This is a genomic window from Paenibacillus taichungensis (assembly GCF_047302525.1).
GTDB classification, from domain to species: domain Bacteria; phylum Bacillota; class Bacilli; order Paenibacillales; family Paenibacillaceae; genus Paenibacillus; species Paenibacillus taichungensis_B.
This window is the reverse complement of sequence record NZ_CP168020.1, coordinates 194,871-213,335: the sequence shown is the minus strand read 5'-3', so window position 1 is coordinate 213,335 and position 18,465 is coordinate 194,871. Positions and strand designations below refer to the sequence as shown.

Annotated in this window: 14 protein-coding genes and 1 riboswitch; of the genes, 1 reads left to right on the top strand and 13 read right to left on the bottom strand. The window is 47.7% G+C overall.

Going from position 1 to position 18,465, the window contains the following annotated elements:
- The first annotated feature begins 177 nt into the window (after nucleotides 1-177).
- Nucleotides 178-1,932 carry an alpha-glycosidase gene (locus ACDJ58_RS01155; RefSeq protein WP_413374812.1) on the top strand — a complete coding sequence of 585 codons (1,755 nt, stop codon included), beginning with the start codon at nucleotides 178-180 and terminating at the stop codon, nucleotides 1,930-1,932.
- A 160-nt stretch (nucleotides 1,933-2,092) separates the two neighbouring features.
- On the opposite strand, the gene ACDJ58_RS01150 is transcribed toward ACDJ58_RS01155, so the two are convergent.
- From ACDJ58_RS01150 to ACDJ58_RS01090, 13 genes are all read right to left on the bottom strand, one after another.
- Nucleotides 2,093-2,605 carry a helix-turn-helix transcriptional regulator gene (locus tag ACDJ58_RS01150; protein ID WP_413374810.1) on the bottom strand — a complete coding sequence of 171 codons (513 nt, stop codon included), beginning with the start codon at nucleotides 2,603-2,605 and terminating at the stop codon, nucleotides 2,093-2,095.
- A gap of 118 nt (nucleotides 2,606-2,723) precedes the next feature.
- The gene (locus tag ACDJ58_RS01145) at nucleotides 2,724-3,941 is read right to left on the bottom strand and encodes a YhgE/Pip domain-containing protein (protein ID WP_413374808.1); all 1,218 of its coding nucleotides are present in this window, start codon (nucleotides 3,939-3,941) and stop codon (nucleotides 2,724-2,726) included.
- A 259-nt stretch (nucleotides 3,942-4,200) separates the two neighbouring features.
- On the bottom strand, nucleotides 4,201-5,145 hold the full coding sequence (gene sdaAA / locus ACDJ58_RS01140; protein WP_413374806.1) for an L-serine ammonia-lyase, iron-sulfur-dependent, subunit alpha: 945 nt from the start codon (nucleotides 5,143-5,145) through the stop codon (nucleotides 4,201-4,203).
- Entirely contained in the window at nucleotides 5,135-5,824 is a 690-nt protein-coding gene (gene sdaAB, locus ACDJ58_RS01135) for an L-serine ammonia-lyase, iron-sulfur-dependent subunit beta (RefSeq protein WP_076290630.1), read from the bottom strand. The genes sdaAA and sdaAB overlap by 11 nt, the downstream gene beginning before the upstream one ends.
- 258 nt (nucleotides 5,825-6,082) lie before the next feature.
- Nucleotides 6,083-6,206: riboswitch (glycine riboswitch) on the bottom strand.
- A 337-nt stretch (nucleotides 6,207-6,543) separates the two neighbouring features.
- A complete protein-coding gene (locus tag ACDJ58_RS01130) occupies nucleotides 6,544-7,821 on the bottom strand; it encodes an MFS transporter (RefSeq protein ID WP_413374804.1) in 1,278 nt (425 codons plus the stop codon).
- 29 nt (nucleotides 7,822-7,850) lie between these two features.
- Nucleotides 7,851-8,987, bottom strand: coding sequence for a phosphotransferase enzyme family protein (locus ACDJ58_RS01125; RefSeq protein WP_413374802.1), 1,137 nt, complete (start codon nucleotides 8,985-8,987; stop codon nucleotides 7,851-7,853).
- Nucleotides 8,988-9,175: 188 nt separating this feature from the next.
- The gene (gene pstB, locus ACDJ58_RS01120; protein WP_063566217.1) at nucleotides 9,176-9,931 is read right to left on the bottom strand and encodes a phosphate ABC transporter ATP-binding protein PstB; all 756 of its coding nucleotides are present in this window, start codon (nucleotides 9,929-9,931) and stop codon (nucleotides 9,176-9,178) included.
- A 12-nt stretch (nucleotides 9,932-9,943) separates the two neighbouring features.
- Nucleotides 9,944-10,831 carry a phosphate ABC transporter permease PstA gene (gene pstA, locus ACDJ58_RS01115; RefSeq protein ID WP_024632234.1) on the bottom strand — a complete coding sequence of 296 codons (888 nt, stop codon included), beginning with the start codon at nucleotides 10,829-10,831 and terminating at the stop codon, nucleotides 9,944-9,946.
- 2 nt (nucleotides 10,832-10,833) lie between these two features.
- Nucleotides 10,834-11,742 carry a phosphate ABC transporter permease subunit PstC gene (gene pstC / locus ACDJ58_RS01110; protein WP_099858708.1) on the bottom strand — a complete coding sequence of 303 codons (909 nt, stop codon included), beginning with the start codon at nucleotides 11,740-11,742 and terminating at the stop codon, nucleotides 10,834-10,836.
- A gap of 142 nt (nucleotides 11,743-11,884) precedes the next feature.
- Complete coding sequence (locus ACDJ58_RS01105) at nucleotides 11,885-12,808, bottom strand: phosphate ABC transporter substrate-binding protein PstS family protein (protein ID WP_053779802.1); 924 nt, start codon at nucleotides 12,806-12,808, stop codon at nucleotides 11,885-11,887.
- Between the two features lie 777 nt (nucleotides 12,809-13,585).
- Complete coding sequence (locus ACDJ58_RS01100; protein WP_413374799.1) at nucleotides 13,586-14,878, bottom strand: arsenic transporter; 1,293 nt, start codon at nucleotides 14,876-14,878, stop codon at nucleotides 13,586-13,588.
- A 189-nt stretch (nucleotides 14,879-15,067) separates the two neighbouring features.
- The gene (locus ACDJ58_RS01095) at nucleotides 15,068-17,164 is read right to left on the bottom strand and encodes a methyl-accepting chemotaxis protein (protein ID WP_413374797.1); all 2,097 of its coding nucleotides are present in this window, start codon (nucleotides 17,162-17,164) and stop codon (nucleotides 15,068-15,070) included.
- Between the two features lie 235 nt (nucleotides 17,165-17,399).
- Complete coding sequence (locus ACDJ58_RS01090) at nucleotides 17,400-18,443, bottom strand: EAL domain-containing protein (RefSeq protein ID WP_413374795.1); 1,044 nt, start codon at nucleotides 18,441-18,443, stop codon at nucleotides 17,400-17,402.
- Between the last annotated feature and the right edge of the window lie 22 nt (nucleotides 18,444-18,465).

Genomic DNA, 18,465 nt, shown 5'->3' with positions numbered 1-18,465 from the left:
CATTGATATCCTTTTATTTTAAATTATACCTTAATCATCCGCTTCGCATAATTCATGCAGGGATTGAGAGGTTGATTCAACAACATAAGCATGTGGCATTCATCCCGAGATTGATTTGCATCGAATGCGGCTACTTGCTCACATACTACGTGTGTATACGACGGGAGGAAATTCAACATGCTGCTGGAAGCCATCTATCATCAACCGAAACGGAACTGGGCCTATGCCTACGATAAGGATACCATTCGTCTGCGTCTGCGTGCCAAAAAGAATGATCTAACCGAGGTACATGCCCTGACTGGGGACAAATACGCCTGGGATCGCACCAAAGAGCTGGTTCCTTTAACCAAATATACATCCGATTCCATGTTCGATTATTATGAGGGGCAAGTAAAGCCTCCGTATCACCGTCTTAAATACTCCTTCCTGCTGAAAAGTGGCACAGAACAGATCTGGATGACCGAAACGGATTTCCAAACGCATGAACCCGACGATCCTGGTCACATGTTCCAGTTTCCGTATATCCACCCCGGAGCTGTATTTACACCGCCTGCGTGGGTGAAGGATGCGATCTTCTATCAGATCTTCCCTGAACGATTCGCAAATGGCAACCCGGACCTCGATCCAGAGAAAGTGGAACCCTGGGGTGGTGAGCCGACCCCGTTTAACTTCTTCGGCGGTGATCTCCAGGGCGTCATCGACCATCTGGATTACTTTGAAGAGTTGGGCATTAACGCCATTTATTTCACACCCATCTTCGAGGCAACGACCAATCACAAATACGATACCGAAGATTATCTACGAGTAGATCGGCATTTTGGTGATGCAGATACGGTCAAACGGCTTGTTGAACTGTGCCATGCACGCGGAATCCGGGTACTACTCGATGCGGTGTTCAATCATTCCGGGAAGACGTTTGCTCCATTTGTCGATGTGCAGAAGAACGGGGAGAAGTCCAAATACAAGGACTGGTTCCATGTACATGAATTCCCGCTGGACGTGAAGGATGGCATTCCTACGTATGAAACCTTTGGATTCGAAGCCCATATGCCGAAGCTGAACACGGAAAATCCTGAGGTGAAGGCGTATTTGCTGGAGGTGGCGGAATACTGGATTAAGGAAGTCGGCACCGACGGCTGGCGGCTGGATGTCGCGGATGAAGTGGATAATGCATTCTGGCGCGACTTCCGCCGAGTGGTCAAGGCTGCGAATCCGGATGCCTATATCTTGGGTGAGGTATGGAATGAGTCCTCCTCCTGGCTGCAAGGCGATCAGTTCGATGCCTCGATGAACTATCCATTTACGGAAGCCGTAAATCGCTTTTTTGTAAAAGATGTCATGCACGCCGCACAGTTCGCGAACTCGATCGGTCGACAGCTGTCCCGCTATCCGCTGCAAGCCAGCGAAGTGGCATTTAATCTGCTGGACAGCCACGATACACCACGGCTGCTCACCTTATGTGAGGGCGACCAGCGGAAGATGAAACTGGCCGCGCTGTTCCAATTCACTTATATGGGTACCCCGTGTATCTATTACGGGGACGAGATTGGGCTGGACGGCGATCATGATCCCGGTTGTCGGAAATGTATGGAGTGGGATGAGACGAAGCAGGATCGCGAGCTGTTCACCTTTTATCAGAAGCTGATAGCACTGCGCCATGCCCATCCTGCCCTGCGTGCAGAAGGCAGCATTCGATTCCTGCAGGCCCGTGAAGGCGGAAGCCAGCTTGTGATGGAACGACAGGATGAGGAGGAGCGTATTCTGGTCCTCTTTAATCGTTCGGAAGAAACAGCTATCGTCGAGTTGGAAGCAGGTGCCGGGGAGTGGACGGAGTTATTTGGGGAGAATTATCGTACAGCCAAGGAAGAGGGAATCCTGGCCGTTGAGCTGCCCGCATATGGATATGCTGTACTAAGTACAGATATCGCGTAGCATCTTAATATTGTTGTATCCTTGCAATTCCAACGCATTGAAAGCAACGCCGAATAAGCGCTCACAGATCTGTTATTGATCTGTAGAGCGCTTTTCTGCGTTATGGATGTATCTTCAATTGATCTTCAATTGATTTAGTGACACGGATACTTATAGAAAGCTACTGTGGCGCGGTCAGCTGTTCCTTGAGCAATCGGATGGTAGCTTCATATTGCACAAGCCCCACTTGCATACATAAACGCTGTGCAGGTGAGATCTGTTCGCCGAATTGCTTCATCTGGCGCTGCAGCTCGGCATACAGCAATTCTTTACGATTCAGCTCCGACTGGACCCACCCTGCGACAGTATCTTCATCCGCCAGCTCTCCGAAATACAGACGCATCAGGAAATCAGAACGGAACACCTCTGCTTCCAGGGGACTCATCAAATAGGTATTGAACTCCGCAGACCCTTCCGGGGTTAAGGTATACACATTTTTGTCAGGTTTCCCTTCTTGTCTAACGGATTCTTTGGTCAATAACCCTGACTTTTCCATCTTCGCAAGTGTGGGATAAATGGTGCCAAAGCTGGCATCGAAGAAAAATGAAAAATATTGTTCAAAGTACTGCTTGATCTCATATCCGGAACATGGCTGATTGTGCAGTATTCCGAGGATGACATGCTGCGTGTTCATCGGTGTACCGCTCCTTTCCAATTGCTCTTAACGTATCACATCCTCCCTTATACGTTCAACATCATCAGACGTCCACGGATCGGCTTATCCGGCAAAAGGGGGCTTATCGTTATCCATGTTATCCACGATCAGGTGAAGGCAGGTTTCCAGTCAGAGCGACAGGTGTCGCAGCAGACTTGGACTCCAAAGGTATGCCGGATTGTGCAGGACCTGAACGTTTGACCCACGTGCACACAGCTCCCAGAAGCAACGTCGCCGCTCCAATTACCACCAGAAGCAGAACATCATGACTAATCCCATCGCCGCCAAGCACCAGATTCATCATGCCTTCCACCGCGTAGGTTGCTGGCAGATAATGACCGATCTGTTGATAGAAGTCAGGCATGACATCGCGCGGAATGGTTGCGCCCGATGACAACATCAGCAGAGGCAACAATGCACTGTTTAACCATGCTCCAGCATTTCCAAGCAGCAACAAGCTCAATTGCGCCACGAATAGAAAAGATAGAGTAATCAACAACTGAAATAGCCATAACATCCACCATCCATCTGCTGATGATACTCCCATAACATGCATCATCCCCGCTCCAACAAGCGATACGATTAATGCAGCACCAACATTGATGATATTGCGTGCCCAAAAGCGTTCCCATTTCCCTGCCTTGTTACTTAGTTCACCAGAAACCTTTTGCAGATTCATGCCAAGCAGCATTGCACCTGTAAAGGTAGCGGTCACAATCAACATCGGTACCATGGAAAAGGCAAAGTTATGAACTGGATTCAGCCGTTCCACCTCTGCCTCCACACGGGAAGATAACCCCACTGCCAGCGCATTCGCCTGATCGGCAGCCATACCTGATTGATCCAATACTCCACGAATGCTGTTTTGCTGTACTTCACGGTTCAACGTCGCTGTAACTTGTGCGGATACGGTCTGCATCACACTTTTTACGGTAGCCACGTTGGATTCATTCATTACATACTTCACTGCCACCGGGCTCGACAAATCTCCCGCCTGCTGCATGAAACCGGATGGAATCTCGATAATCATATATACATCCCGGTCCGTTAACATCTGTCTGGCTTCTTCCATTGATTCAGATGGTTTGATCACGAAATTCAAACCCGTTGCAAGAGACTTTGCCACTGGCTCAGCCACAGCCCCATCTTCATTTACGATGGTCACAGCAAGCTGATTCATCCGTGCATTCACCTGATCATACCCACTAAGCCAGATGGTATTAAAAAAAACCTGGAACAGTACGGCTGTAATTAACCCGACCACTGTAGCTCCATTTTTCAAAAACAGAAGACTCGTTTGAAAAACACTTTTCATGATATCCATCTCCTTAAGTTGTATAACTTATTCTCGGTCTTATATATCGCACTGTTATATGACAATACATAATATATCTAATCGATATATAAACGTCAATACCTTTTTATTTTTTCTTTGATGGAACAACAAAAAAAGCCGATACACTTCTTCACCAGGAAGAATTCATATCAGCTTTCATATCATGAGGGGCGCAGATCATTACCGTTAATGATCCAGACTCCACGAGTTAAATTCAGTTCATATTCGTTTACGGATGTTATGCCTTGGCTTCTGGTTCATTTTCAGCAGGAGACTCAACTTCAGCCTCAGGTTCTGCACGTTTCGCCTTCGGTTTGGCAAGCTTCTCCATCATTTTCCGTCCTGTCGGTGTTTGGGCAAGCCCACCTTGGGCTGTTTCACGGTGCCTGCTCGGCATCGCACTGCCCACTTCCAACATGACATCAATGACTTCGTCAGACGGAATGGCGCTTCGTACCCCAGCCAGCGCCATGTCGGCCGCAGCCAACGCGGTTACGGCACCCAGTCCGTTACGCACGATGCAAGGGATTTCCACGAGGCCTGCGACAGGATCGCAGATAAGGCCCAATGTGTTTTTTAACGCGAGACCAACCGCATGAACCACTTGCTCCGGCGTTCCTCCACGCAGCTCCACCATAGCTCCAGCGGCCATGCCGATGGCAGAACCCACTTCAGCCTGACAGCCGCCCTCGGCACCGGAGATAAATGAATTGTTGGCAATGACATAACCGATCGCTCCCGCACAGAACAGACCGTTCACCAGGTGCTCGTCACTCCATCCAAAACGCTCCTGGGAGCTGATAAACACACCCGGAATGATGCCGCAAGATCCGGCTGTCGGTGTCGCTACGATCCGGCCCATGGAGGCATTCACTTCCGATACACATAGAGCATACGCCATAGCTAGTGCAGAGGCATCTCCAGAGCAAGTCTCGCCTTTACGAATGTACTCAGCCATTTTTTTGCCGTCTCCGCCAGTCAAGCCGCTACGTGAGGTCGTATCTTCTGTCAGCCCTTTGTGTACAGCTTCCTTCATCACCTGATAGTAATCCGACATCTGCCGTACAACATCCGCTTCCGGGATATTGGTCTCCTGAACCTGTTCTTCGATCATCAGCTCGGCAATGGTTTTGGATTCTGCTGTACAGATGGTATTCAGTTCATGTAGATGTTTAAACCGCATCAGGCTCGACCCCTCTCTTCAAATCAATCACGCGAATGTCCAGCATATGATCCAGTGACCGCAGACGGTTCAGCATCTCAGGATTCGGCACACCATCCATCTCCATCGCTGTCAATGCTTCACCATCCCGGGCTTTCCGATCCACTTGCATGTACCCGATGTTCACTCCGGACGAACTGATTGTGGAGGTTACCGAAGCGAGCACCCCTGCTTTGTCCGAATGGCGCAGTACAAGTGTGGGAAACTCTCCGCTGATCTGTACACGAAAATCATTCAATGCATGCACCGATACACTACCACCGCCGATGGATGCACCGATTAGTGAACATTGGCGGTCTCCGTGCCACAGTTCAATCTTGACCGTATTCGGATGAGGAGCAGGCAGGCCACTTGTAAAAAACTCTACCTCCATACCCGCTTCCTCTGCGTATTGTTCTGCATCCGGTATACGTGGATCATCAGTTACATAATCAAGCAGGCCGCCGATCAACGCAAGATCCGTACCATGCCCCTGATACGTATCGGCGAACGAGCCATACAGAGTTAATCGGGCGCGTTCAGGCGTGCATCCCAGCCACTGACGGGCAATTCGCCCCAGTCTTGCCGCTCCAGCCGTATGTGAACTTGATGGACCTGTCATTGACGGACCAATAATTGAAAAAACGTCTTTAAAACGCATCGCAAACCCTCCATTTATAATCGTCATTTTCATCCAGACGCACACCCATAATGTTCCTTTATTACTGAATGATGACATCAAAAAAGGACAGAAGAAGGCCCTAGGCCCTCTCTCTGTCCTCGATACCTGAGAGTTTCATGATAAGAAGCGCGGCGGATTGATGCATTCCCTGTATTCACGGGTGATGTCACCCCGCACACCGTGCTGCTTGACCATATACCCCTTGGGTGGCGCATATCGCGCACTCTCCAGAGTTGCGTCCAACGATGGTACATTTACCTGAGAGATTAACCGCTGCGCCGGGTGCGTAGCAGCTTGCTCCTTCGGTGCCTGACAGCTGCCATTTTACTCGGCATGCCCAGGTCTCTCCCGCTCGCTATCATTCGCTGTATGGAACCATTCCGATCTTGTACCAGAACGATAATTGAAGTTTTTAATACTTTCTCATTAAGATTAATCGACCGGAAGATCAGTGTCAACAAACTTAACGATTTCTTTGTAAATATTTGATTTTTTCCATTTTATACACAAGTTAAACTAACGAATTGTAAACTTTCATCACATGAATGTGTTAATGCGTTTCATCTCGAAAGCGTATACATTGTTCATTTTCTATTAGCCAATATCTGTGTTTAATACTATCTATGTTATGTTCCACAGAACGGTTCGGGTATTCAGGCAACCATTATTCTGTACTAGAATTGTTGTGTTTCTGCTTGTCACCCCACCATCGCCTTAGGCTTCGCCGGTTCATCGTAATACCTGCTTCGGGAAGGAAGCATGCTCGTCACCCACAATCCCAACGCAGCCAGCAGCATAACCCCAGATACAACTGTATATACCATACGAAGTGACAACTGCTCTGCCACTACCCCTGCAATCAAAATGGAGGCCACCTGCAGCACACTTAACACCAGTCCAAGTACACTGCTCATTCGCCCCATCAGATCGACAGGGATATTATTTTGATAAAAGGTAACCAGGCCCGTATTCGCCAGTGCCGAGCACAGTCCGAGCAGAATAAAGGCAACCGCCGCCAGCTCAAACGAGAATGAACGGGCGAACAGGAAATAACCCAGCGCAACCAGAAGTACACCGCCACCCATCATGTGACGGATCGGTAAACGTTTGGCGAACACCCAAACCAGCATGGAGCCTGCCAAATAACCGATTCCGGTGATACTCATTAATGCCCCGTACTGCGATTCAGGCAGGTTCATCACCTGACGGATAAACACCACTTCCTGAGCATCCAGCGACATGCCGACTACCAGAATAATCTGGAATAGGGTATATATACCGACCACGTAGCCCGACTTCCGGCTGAAGGTCAGCACAGCTCTCCAATCCTGGGCAATCATCCGAGGTGTCAATCTGCTTCCCGTCCCTATATTCTGTTCTCCAATGCCAAGTTTGGGAAGAAACACTAGAATCAACGCAGAAGCAGCAAAAGAAGCCGCATTGGCATAAATGGCTGCCTCCGGAGATAAATAAATCAGCATCACTCCTGCAACTGCCGGGCCGGTAATGAATGCCCCTGAGCTGATCAGGGCTTGTAAGGAATTGAAGCGCTTGCGCCGTTCAGCAGGTACCAGCCGGGTAATGTATACCTGAGAGGAAGGGGCAAATATGGATGAGGACATGCTGATCAGAAACATCACTGCGTACATCATCCATAGACTGGACATCAGTGGGAGAGTTGCTACCAACACTGCCCTTAGCATATCGGCACCAATCATCAACTGCCGCTGATCATAACGATCAATCAGGCTGCCTGACCAAAACTTAGTGCATACCGAAGCAATCGGCGAGATAATCCATAACCCTGCGACTGCCGCTGGGGACTGTGTCATATTCAATACCATCAGGTTAATCGCCACAATATATATGAAATCACCCAGATTGGATATGCCCACTCCGCTAAGCAGCAATCCGGCATGCTTCCAGCCACCAGACTGCCCCTTCGATGCAACTCTCTTTGCACGAATGTTCTTCATAGCGCTACCCACCCACTAGAAATCACAAATTATAACTCATAGAAAATACTCTCATTCTGTAGATATGGTTTGCAAAATTTGCTGCATATAAGAGGCATTCGCTCTTTCATCCATTCGTACCTGGATTCATTCTCCATCTGGAATGCGAAATAGCCGAACGTAAAAATCAGCATGAATCCTTCCATTAACCGAATATCACGCTTCGTCAGTGGTCCCATCTGCTCCGTATAACCCGATAGGAAGACATCCCGTTCCTCCCGATTGAAAATAAGAGCTGCACCTCCGGCATCAAAGAGATAGTAGCCATAACCGTATAAACAAAAATCAATCATAGATATGCCCTGATCCGTAACTAACAGATTACCGCGGGTAATATCGCCGTGAATCACTCCCCATGTCTCAGCATTATGCGGATACGTTTCGAGTTGCCTGTTAATGTTCTCAAACGTCTCGCGAATTAGATCGAAATCTTCAGGAGTAAAGATGCCACGTCTAACGCCTTCCTCCAATTGCTCCAACATGACCAGATTCTCTTTGATCGAGCCATAGGCTGGTCTTACTCCCGTTTGCTTTAAGGCAGGGCGATCGCTAACGGTATACATCTCTGAGTTGATCGCCCTTTCAGCATGCTGTTCACGGTCATTCACCTGCTGTCCGCTTTCAGGCTTCTGTGAACCCACCTGCGGCTTGGGAGCTTCCTTTGGTCTTCGTCCATATTGATGCAACGTCTGCAACTGTACACCCATATCATGAATCTGCGCTGTTGTCAGACGTTCTCCCTGCTTGATATCCCTGCCCTCAATCCATTCCAGAACGGTACAACAGATCTCTTCTCCAGTTTGGTTCAACCAGACGGTGACCCACTCATCCGATGTATTTCGCACAGGTGTCTGCACTCGCAATGGGCTGGTAGCCCGTAATTCATGAAGTAGATTCATCTCCGCTTCAAGTGCAGGTCGTGTATGCTGGATCCCCGTCATGCTTGCAAAAGCGGCTTTATGTATACGCAATAGGTACTTCTGTCCGGTTGATTTATCAACCACCTGATACGTTAGATTTTCATTATGTCGGATAAAGGAAACCGAAGGTTTTTCTATGGAATAATGCGAGATAATTTCAGTTGCCATGGTGTCATGGGAAATCTTATGGGTAGTTATGATCCACATCTCCTTCTCTTATCAAATTAAAGGTGGTGCTCACGAATATCGTAGCATGATTGTTTTTATTTTGGCAAACTATTCCATATACGTGATTATGTAAAAAAGCATAACCCCCGAACTGCTTCGCCCGAGTGTTATGCTTCCTTCTATCTCTATAAATCTATCTCTATCTCATACTCCATCCAATATAACAATTAACCGAAACGTCCCATAATATATTCTTGTGTCAGACGATTGTCCGGGTTGGTGAAAATATGTTCCGTATCCCCGTGCTCAATCATGCTTCCCAGATAAAAATAAGCTGTATAATCCGAGATGCGTGCCGCCTGCTGCATATTATGGGTAACAATCACGATCCGCAGCTCCTTCTTGAGCTCCGAGATCAACTCCTCCACCTTACCCGTTGATACCGGGTCAAGCGCAGATGCCGGCTCATCGAGCAGCAAAATCTGCGGATCAACCGACAACGCGCGGGCGATGCAGAGCCGCTGCTGTTGTCCACCCGAAAGGGCCAGGGCAGATTCATTCAGTCTGTCCTTCACTTCGTCCCAGAGCGCAGCACGGCGCAAGCTTTTTTCCACAATTTCATCCAGTGCCTTCTTGTTCTTGATACCGCGGTAGCGGGGACCAAACGCGATATTGTTGTAGATAGACTTGTGGAAAGGATTCGGCTTCTGCCACACCATGCCAATCTTCTGGCGAAGCTTGATCACGTCTGTGCCTGGCTCATTCAGATCATTGCCATCCATCCAGATATGTCCCTCCGTACGGGAACCGGCAATCTCGTCGTTCATTCGGTTGAGCGACCGCAGGAACGTGGATTTACCACAGCCGGATGGTCCAATGAGTGCCGTTACACTGGCTTCGGGAAAAGTCAGGCTGATCTGCTTAACTGCCTGAAAATGCCCATAATATATGCTTAACTGTTCCGTACCAAAAGGTATGGCCATGTTGGTTCCTCCTTATTTCGAAGCTGTCATGCGGCGGTAAACCACCCGACCGATCCAGCGTGCACTCAGATTGAACGCCAGTACGAGAAGTACAAGCACGGCTGAAGCGCCAGCTGCTACTTCTTTGGAATCCGGGCCAATGCCTTCACTGTTTACTTTCCAGATGTGCACGGCCAGCGTCTCTGCCGGACGCAATGGATTGATCGGCGACCTTGGACTCGTTGGATTCCAGTCCGTGAAGTCCAGTGGTGGACTACTCATACCCGCTGTGAACATCAGGGCTGCTGCTTCACCGAAGATCCGGCCAGATGCCAGGATCGTACCCGTGATTAAGCTTGGCAATGCCACAGGCAGCAGAATGGAGGTAATAATTTTCCATTTGGACAACCCGAGTGCAAGACCCGCTTCCTTCTGTTCTTTTGGAACGGCCCGGAACGCTTGCTCCGTTGTCCGCACCATAAGTGGAAGATTGAATATAGCCAAGGCCATAGCACCCGATAACAGGGAGAACCCGAGACCAAATGTATTAACAATTAACAAAAGTCCGAACAAACCAATAACGATAGATGGGAACGAGGATAACACTTCGACAACCAGTCGAATAAAACTTGTAATCCGGCCCGGCTTGGCGTACTCAGCCATATAAATACCGCCGCCCCACCCTAACGGAATGGTAATAATCAAGGTCAGAACAAGCAGGAATATCGAGTTGAATAATTGCGGTCCAATCCCGCCTCCACCTTTGAGCAACTGTGGTGCACTGGTCAGGAAGTGCCAGTTAATCTGCCCAATCCCACGTACCAGAATAAAGCCAAGCAAACCGAGCAAGAGAACAACAATGAACAGGGCCAGAACAACGATAATGGATGTAGCAACTTTATCTACCGTTTTAGCCTTCATTTTCATACCCGGTTCCTCCTTTCAAGCAGGCGAACCAGAATGACGAAGACAAAGGTCATCACCAGCAGGACAAGCGCCATACTCCACAGTGCATTATTATGAACAGATCCCATCGTGGTGTTACCCATACTCAGGGTGATTACACTCGTTAACGTTGAAGCCGATTCGAGCAATGATGTCGGTACATGCGGTGCATTCCCGATGACCATCTGTACGGCAAGAGCTTCACCAAATGCGCGAGCCATACCAAGTACAATCCCTGTCAGCAAAGCTGGAAGAACCGTCGGGATAATGACACGGTAGATCGTTTGCCAGCGGGTTGCCCCCAGTGCGTAGGACGATTCACGCAGACCTTTCGGCAGTGCAGACAGCGCATCTGCCATAATGCTGGTTACGGTAGGCAAAATCATAACAGACAGAACCAAACATCCGGCTGCAATCCCGACGCCGGCTCCGCCAAACATGCTGCGCAATAAAGGAACGATAACACTGAGACCAATAAACCCGTACACAACGGAAGGAATACCGGACAGCAGCTCAATCGCAGGTTGCAATATCTTTTTACCTTTACCTGGTACAATCTCGGTCATGAAGAGCGCTGCACACAAGCTAAGCGGACTTGCAATCAGAGCTGCAAGCAATGTTGTTATGAATGAACCGGTAATGAACGGCAACGCTCCGTAGGCAGCGGGTTCCCCCGTTGGGTTCCACGTTTTTCCGGATAAAAATTCGCGTAAACTTACGCCATTCTGGAAAAAGGTCGACAAGCCTTTGGACGCTACAAAATAAACGATGGAAAACATGACAACGATCAGGAAAACGACACAAATCGACGTATAGATCCGTCCCGTCCACTCTTCCCAATAATGCTTCTCTCTCAAGGGCCGGCGCGGTTTCAACTTGTTGTTCATTACCGTTCCCCCTTCGGTCTGTTCCATAACAACCATCCTTCTATAGTAGAATTCATGCAAAATATGGGATTAATCCAGAGCAAACCGCGCAAAGAGGCAGGACCTGGGTCCGCCTCTCTCGCTGTATGCGCAAGTTCAAAGATTATTGAGTCACCGTGCCTGCTGCGTCACGTTTTACTTTCATGCCGGATACTGGGATGTAACCAAGCTCCGTCACGTCGTTTTGTTGAATTTCGTCACTCAGGATGTAGTCGAGGAATGCTTTTGTTGCTGCATCCGGGTCACCTTTGGTGTACATGTGCTCGTAAGCCCATACCGGATAAGTTCCTGCTTCTACGTTCTCAACTGTTGCTTCTACACCTTCGTATTTCAAAACTTGCAGGCTGTCATCCAGGTAGGACAGAGCCAAGTAACCAATTGCGCCCGGCGTTTCAGCTACGAGCTTTTTAACTGTACCGGAGGAATCTTCCTGAATAGAACCTTGGATATCTTCCACTTTTGTTCCCAGTGCAAAGTTCTCGAATGTTGCACGAGTACCGGAACTGCTAGGACGGTTTACGATAACGATGGCTTGATCTTTACCGCCAACGTCTTTCCAGTTCGTGATTTTACCAGAGAAAATGTCGATCAGTTGTTGCTTCGTCAAATCTTGCACACCTGCATCTTTGTTGCTTACTGGAGCGATTGCTACAACAGCCACTTGGTGGTCTTTCAGTTCGCTTACTTTTGCTGCGTCATCGATTTTCTCTTCTGCAAACACGTCAGAGTTACCGATTGTAGCTTGTCCTTCGGATACTTGCGTCAGACCTGTACCACTACCTCCGCCTTGTACTTGTACCATCACGTTCTTATATTCATCAACTGCCATAAATTTTTGTCCAGCTTGCTCTACCAGAGGTTGCAGTGCTGTTGATCCAACAGCCAGAATGTTACCGCTAAGTTCAGTAGCAGTTTCTCCTGTGGAACCATTGCTTCCCTCTGTACCAGCGTCATTTTTCGATCCGCATGCTGCGAGCACCAGTACGAACGTTAAGGTCATCAAAATGAACGGCAACTTTTTAAACATGTTTTGTTTTCCTCCCCCAAATTAGTGACGGCGATTTGCTTTTATTTTTGTTCACCATCAACTCTATATTCATTGTAGTTTCGTTATGTCATCTCAAAATCAATGTTTTGTAAACGCAATGTTAAAAATATTTACTATGGATTGAAATACATCTGTGACAAATTGCGTTGAAGTGACGCTTCGGGCACGGACGTTGTTTCAATCCGTATTGTGTCCAGATTTTTATCACATAATGAATAAGTCGCTAATACTTTTGGTGGCCGTTCCGGTTACGGATCGTTCTTCCGATCGCTGTTGTCTCCAAACTTCCTTGATCAACAATTTTAAATGTTGAAGTTTGGAGACAGCTTATGCTTCCGAAGCAGCTTTCTTACAGAAAGCTTTCAGGCGAACGCTTCGCTTCTTCAGAATCGATTCCGTCCCCTCCACTACGTTACGTATTTTATCTACCCATCAAGAACAAATGATAATTTTGATCTTTTCTTATAGGTAAAATCCTTACACAGAATAAGCTTCGCGTTTACACAATCGTTCCGTTCCCTGCGCTGTGTCAGCGCTGGTGTGGTCACAGGCATTTTAATCCTCAGCCTGGGGGGATGGCAAAAAAAGAAGGCCAGCACTATAGAAGGCTGGCCTTTGTGTAAAAAGAGAATTTGTTTCTTCTATAGAAGAAACAAAAAAACTGCCTCATAGCTGGTTGGTAGCACCAGCGCATGAGAGCAGCTTTTTACAATAAGTTGGATCATATGATGATTGTTAATGTAAATTACGATTTTACTAACCCAGAATCCATAGCCATAACGCTAATCCGGCCAAGGTGATTAATAGTGTGGGAATGGTTAAGATGATGCCTGCCTTGAAATAATATCCCCATGTAATCTTTACTCCTTTGCGGGACAGCACATGCAGCCACAGTAATGTGGCAAGTGAACCGATCGGCGTCATTTTGGGACCCAGGTCGGAACCAATCACATTGGCATAGATCAGCGCCTCACGCACAATGCCTTCGGTATGTGCACCCTGAATCGCCAATGCGTTAATTAACACGGTGGGCAGATTGTTCATTACAGATGATAATACCGCTGCGATTACGCCCATCCCCAATGAAGCAACCAACAGACCATGGTCTGCTATGGCATCAAGCCAGCGGCTTAGGTGATCGGTTAATCCGGCATTACGCAGTCCATACACCACGATATACATGCCCACCGAGAACACGACAATGGACCATGGGGCTTCTTTGATCACGCGTTTCAGGTCCACAGCTTCGCTCTTTCTTGCCAATATGGCGAACAAAAGTGCTACGGCACCCACGATAACCGATACTGGAATCGGCAAAAACTCACTGGAAGCATAGGCTACGAGCAGCAGCACCAGCATGAACCAGGCGATGCGGAACATCCGCGGATCACGAATGGCTTCCCGTGGATCACGTGCTGCAGAGATATCGTAGTGAAGCGGGATGCTTTTGCGATAAAACAAGAACAACATCCCAGTACTCGCCACGATGGAAAAGAGATTGGGTACGATCATCCGCACCGCATATTCCACAAATGTAATACCAAAATAATCCGCGGATACGATATTCACCAGGTTGCTTACGACCAGCGGCAACGACGTTGTATCCGCGATAAATCCACTAGCCATAACAAAGGCAAGCACCATGCGCTCATCAAACTTCAATGCACGTACCATCGCGAGCACAATCGGGGTAAGAATGAGCGCTGCACCATCATTGGCGAAGAGAGCCGACACCGCCGCCCCGAGCAAAATGGAATAGATAAACAGCCTGCGCCCATTTCCTCCTGCCAACCTCGCCATATGAAGAGCTGCCCATTCGAAGAAACCTGTCTCATCGAGTATTAATGAAATCATAATAATGCCGACAAAAGCGAGCGTTGCATTCCATACAATGGATGCCACATCAGAGGCGTCGTTCAGACTAACGACACCACACATCAATGCTAGCAAAGCCCCACCCATGGCGGACCAACCAATACCCAGCCCCCGTGGTTGCCAGATAACCAATGTGATGGTCAGGACAAAAATCAGAATTGCTACATATGTCATAAAGCCTCCTGCGCCGCTATATTCATCATGTTTTGGAGCATGATATGTGAATGGCCTGCCAGATATGATTACACCGCAATTATTGCCGATAAACCAGACGCTATAGTTATACAGGGCTGCAGGAGAAATGTCTATCTTTATTTCCTTCTAACTTCTATAGAGACTTCGATAAAAGATATCGTCTAATGGTCAGGACTTGTCCCCATCCTTCTGTGTGTCCTCCACCATTTTGAACATACCCAACAATCCTTGTAATTGCTCCGCCATACTGTTCAGATGTGCTGAAGACGAAGCGATCTCCTCCACAGATGCCAGCTGTTCCTGAGAAGAGGCCGAGACAGATTCCGTGTTCGCAGCAGATTCTTGGGTCACGATCGAAATATCGTTCATTGCTTTGGCAACGTGGGAAGCACCACTCTCCAATTGCTTCGTGGTTTCGGACAAATCATCCAGCGTATGAACAGCATCCTCTACAGCCTCCCGAATCTGTGCAAAGGATTGTCCAGACGTATTCACGGCCTGAATTCCGTCTCCAACCCGAGTCTGAGCTGCATTCATAGTGTTCAGGGCAGCATCCATATCCTGACGGATATTATGAACGAGTTCACCGATCTGCGCAGCCGAGCTTCCCGATTCCTCTGCAAGCTTCCGCACCTCTCCCGCTACGACTGCGAAGCCACGACCAGCATCACCCGCTCTTGCCGCTTCAATGGAAGCATTCAGAGCCAGCAGATTAGTCTGTTTCGAGATGGTAGCAATCACATCTACCATACTGCCAATTTCAACGGACCGTGCATTCAGGGACTGAACCACTGTCGCCAGCTGTTCAACCGTTTCCTGAATACTGTTCATCTGCTCTACTGCTTGACCCGCAGCCTCATTACCTGAATAAGCCGCTCCAGATGTATGCCGCATATTCGTTGTAATGGATTGCACGCGTTCAGACATCATGCGAACATCTTCCGCCATTTGGCTCATTTGTCCTGATCCATCCGTTACACTCTTCACTTGCTGCTCGGCACCTTCGGCAAGTTCCTGAATTGCCATCGTCGAATGTTCAATAGCTTTGGTTGTTTGATCTGCACTGGCGGACAATTCCTGCGAGGAGGCAGATACCTGCTCTGCCGTTTCCTGCACACCCAGTATCATCATGCGCAGGTTGTCGACCATCCGTTCAAAATACTTCGCAAGGTCGCCGACTTCATCTTTTCGTCCTGTTTCCATTTTCACGGTTAGATCACCTTTACTCACTGCTCTAGCAGATTCCTGCAGACGTTTGATTGGACGTAGCATCGAACGTGTAAACCAGATAATAAATATCAGCGTTAAGAAGGTTGCCGTCAGAATGACCAACAGGGTTGCCATCCGAATGTCTTTACTTGCATTTAATACTTCACTTTTGAACATTGTACCCCCAATCTTCCACCCGGTTTCCTCATTAGTAGAGAAAATCATGTTCTTTGGATCATCATTATAGATATAGCTGAATTCGCCTTCCTTGCTCTCGAACATTGGATCCAGGGTAGTCGTCTGCTCCTGTGTACCAGCTTCCACGGTTGGGGATACGACATAATTTTTGTCTGCATCCAAGATGACGACATACCCTTCCTTGCCTACTTTAATGGAAGCCTGCTCACGCAGTTCGGTCAGATCCAGAGAAAGACCTACTACACCCGATTGATCATCAAGCGTTTTGGATACAAAGACAACTGCAATGCCATCCGTATTCTTCGACACAGGTGACACTACTGGAGTACCTGGTTTCTCCATCGCGAGCTTGTACCATTCTCGTTCCCGTGGATCATAAGCGGACCCTTGTGAACTTCCCGCAGATTCTTTACCGCGGACCATGACTCCCTCTTTGGTTCCCACAAAGATATTTAAAGCATCCGGATGCAGTCCAAGATACTGTTTCAATTTCGTCTCAAGCTCAGGGCTTTCATCTTGTCCTTTAATCATGTCAGTCACAATCAAACTGGCAAAATAATTGATATCATGGATCTTCGCATCCACATGTGTTCCAATAATTGAATTCGTTGTGTCTACACTTTGTTTGGCACTATCCATTAGTTGGTCTTCCACCGTATGATCAGCGATAATCAGCGTAACAATCCCAATGGTTAGACTCGGCAAGAGCAGAACCGCCAGGAAGGATACCAATAATTTGTTTCTTATGCTCCAGACGAAGCCTTTTTTCTTTTTGTTTTTCTTTTTCGGTTTATTATCTTTTGGCTTGGCTGGCTTGGTTGCTGCCTTTTCTTGCTCATTTCCCCGAATGTGACCCATCTTGCTTCTCCCCCTCCAAATATAAATCTGCCCTTTTTCTTTTTATGTAGGACCACTCCAACCTGATTAAATAAGGTTTCACATATAGACACCCATCTAATCTAAATCTAAAGGCCTATCCTATATATCGGCTGGAGGAGTGTATTTATTTGAATGAAAATATTTACACGGCATATCAAACAAGCCACTCCGATCATGCGAAGTGACTTGTTGGTACATCCATATTTTATTGCATTCACGCAGAGGTTTTTCCGTAGGGACCTTGTGGCGGATATGCGGTTGGCTTACCAAAATAATACCCTTGTGCCAAATCAATACCCACGGATCGACAGAATTCAAATTCCTCGATTCGTTCAATGCCTTCGGCAAGTACTCGCCCGCCAAATCGACGTGACATCTCAACAATCTCGATAATTTGCTGCTGTTTGTTCAAATCATGATCACAATGATCAATGAGACTTCGATCTATTTTGACAAAATCCGGTTCCAGCCAGTTCATGACTTCGATCGTCGAGAATCCGGCCCCCACATCATCCAAGGCAACCGACATTCCATGAGAACGATACACCTCAAAAATATGCTGCAAAATGGACATATGCTGAATTTGTTCCGTTTCTACCACTTCAAACACAAAATCCTTAGGGTCTAGCGAAAGGCGTTCAATCGTCTCAAATGTGTGCGTCAGGCAATATTCGGGGTTATAGATGGAGGAAGGCAGGAAATTCACGAAACGTTTGACACCATGCGGTAAAAGAACGGCACTCGTCTCAATGGCAGCAATACGTGCTGTCCGATCTAGAAAAGAATGCAATCCGGTATCCCGTGCAACTTCAAATAATTCATACGCACTGAAAGGTCTACCCTGTTCAGTAGGACGAAGTAAAAATTCAAATCCGATAATCTGCTCCGATGCATCTACGATCGGCTGCATATGACTGCTGAACTGATGCTCCAGGATAATAGAAACCAGATCAGCATGTTTGAGTCGAGCTTCCTGCATGGAGAGACTAATCCAGCTATCAGCATCTGCCTGGCCATACAGTGGAGTGACCTGGACCGTCAATTTATCCGGGAGGGTCGATTCAATCTTGAGAATATCCTCAATACAACGCTGTACAGATTCAAGATTCAAAAAATGCATCCAGATGAGCTCATCCGAATGTTCGACATGCCTTCCCTGCGTTTGCAGTGTTTCCAACAAAGCGGGGGAGATAGGACGCATATACAGGGTACCTTGATCCTCTATAGGATGAATTGGACTGCAGACACTGCAATTCATGTAGAACCCCCTTGCCAGTTTG

Coding starts and splice junctions, on each gene's coding strand:
- ACDJ58_RS01145 (WP_413374808.1), bottom strand. CDS start 3,941: ATGAAAAGTGTTTTTCAAACGAGTCTTCTGTTTTTGAAAAATGGAGCT.
- sdaAB (WP_076290630.1), bottom strand. CDS start 5,824: ATGCGTTTTAAAGACGTTTTTTCAATTATTGGTCCGTCAATGACAGGT.
- ACDJ58_RS01095 (WP_413374797.1), bottom strand. CDS start 17,164: ATGGGTCACATTCGGGGAAATGAGCAAGAAAAGGCAGCAACCAAGCCA.
- ACDJ58_RS01105 (WP_053779802.1), bottom strand. CDS start 12,808: ATGTTTAAAAAGTTGCCGTTCATTTTGATGACCTTAACGTTCGTACTG.
- ACDJ58_RS01090 (WP_413374795.1), bottom strand. CDS start 18,443: ATGAATTGCAGTGTCTGCAGTCCAATTCATCCTATAGAGGATCAAGGT.
- sdaAA (WP_413374806.1), bottom strand. CDS start 5,145: ATGCGGTTTAAACATCTACATGAACTGAATACCATCTGTACAGCAGAA.
- pstB (WP_063566217.1), bottom strand. CDS start 9,931: ATGGCCATACCTTTTGGTACGGAACAGTTAAGCATATATTATGGGCAT.
- ACDJ58_RS01100 (WP_413374799.1), bottom strand. CDS start 14,878: ATGACATATGTAGCAATTCTGATTTTTGTCCTGACCATCACATTGGTT.
- pstC (WP_099858708.1), bottom strand. CDS start 11,742: ATGAACAACAAGTTGAAACCGCGCCGGCCCTTGAGAGAGAAGCATTAT.
- ACDJ58_RS01130 (WP_413374804.1), bottom strand. CDS start 7,821: ATGAAGAACATTCGTGCAAAGAGAGTTGCATCGAAGGGGCAGTCTGGT.
- ACDJ58_RS01155 (WP_413374812.1), top strand. CDS start 178: ATGCTGCTGGAAGCCATCTATCATCAACCGAAACGGAACTGGGCCTAT.
- ACDJ58_RS01125 (WP_413374802.1), bottom strand. CDS start 8,987: ATGTGGATCATAACTACCCATAAGATTTCCCATGACACCATGGCAACT.
- ACDJ58_RS01150 (WP_413374810.1), bottom strand. CDS start 2,605: ATGAACACGCAGCATGTCATCCTCGGAATACTGCACAATCAGCCATGT.
- pstA (WP_024632234.1), bottom strand. CDS start 10,831: ATGAAGGCTAAAACGGTAGATAAAGTTGCTACATCCATTATCGTTGTT.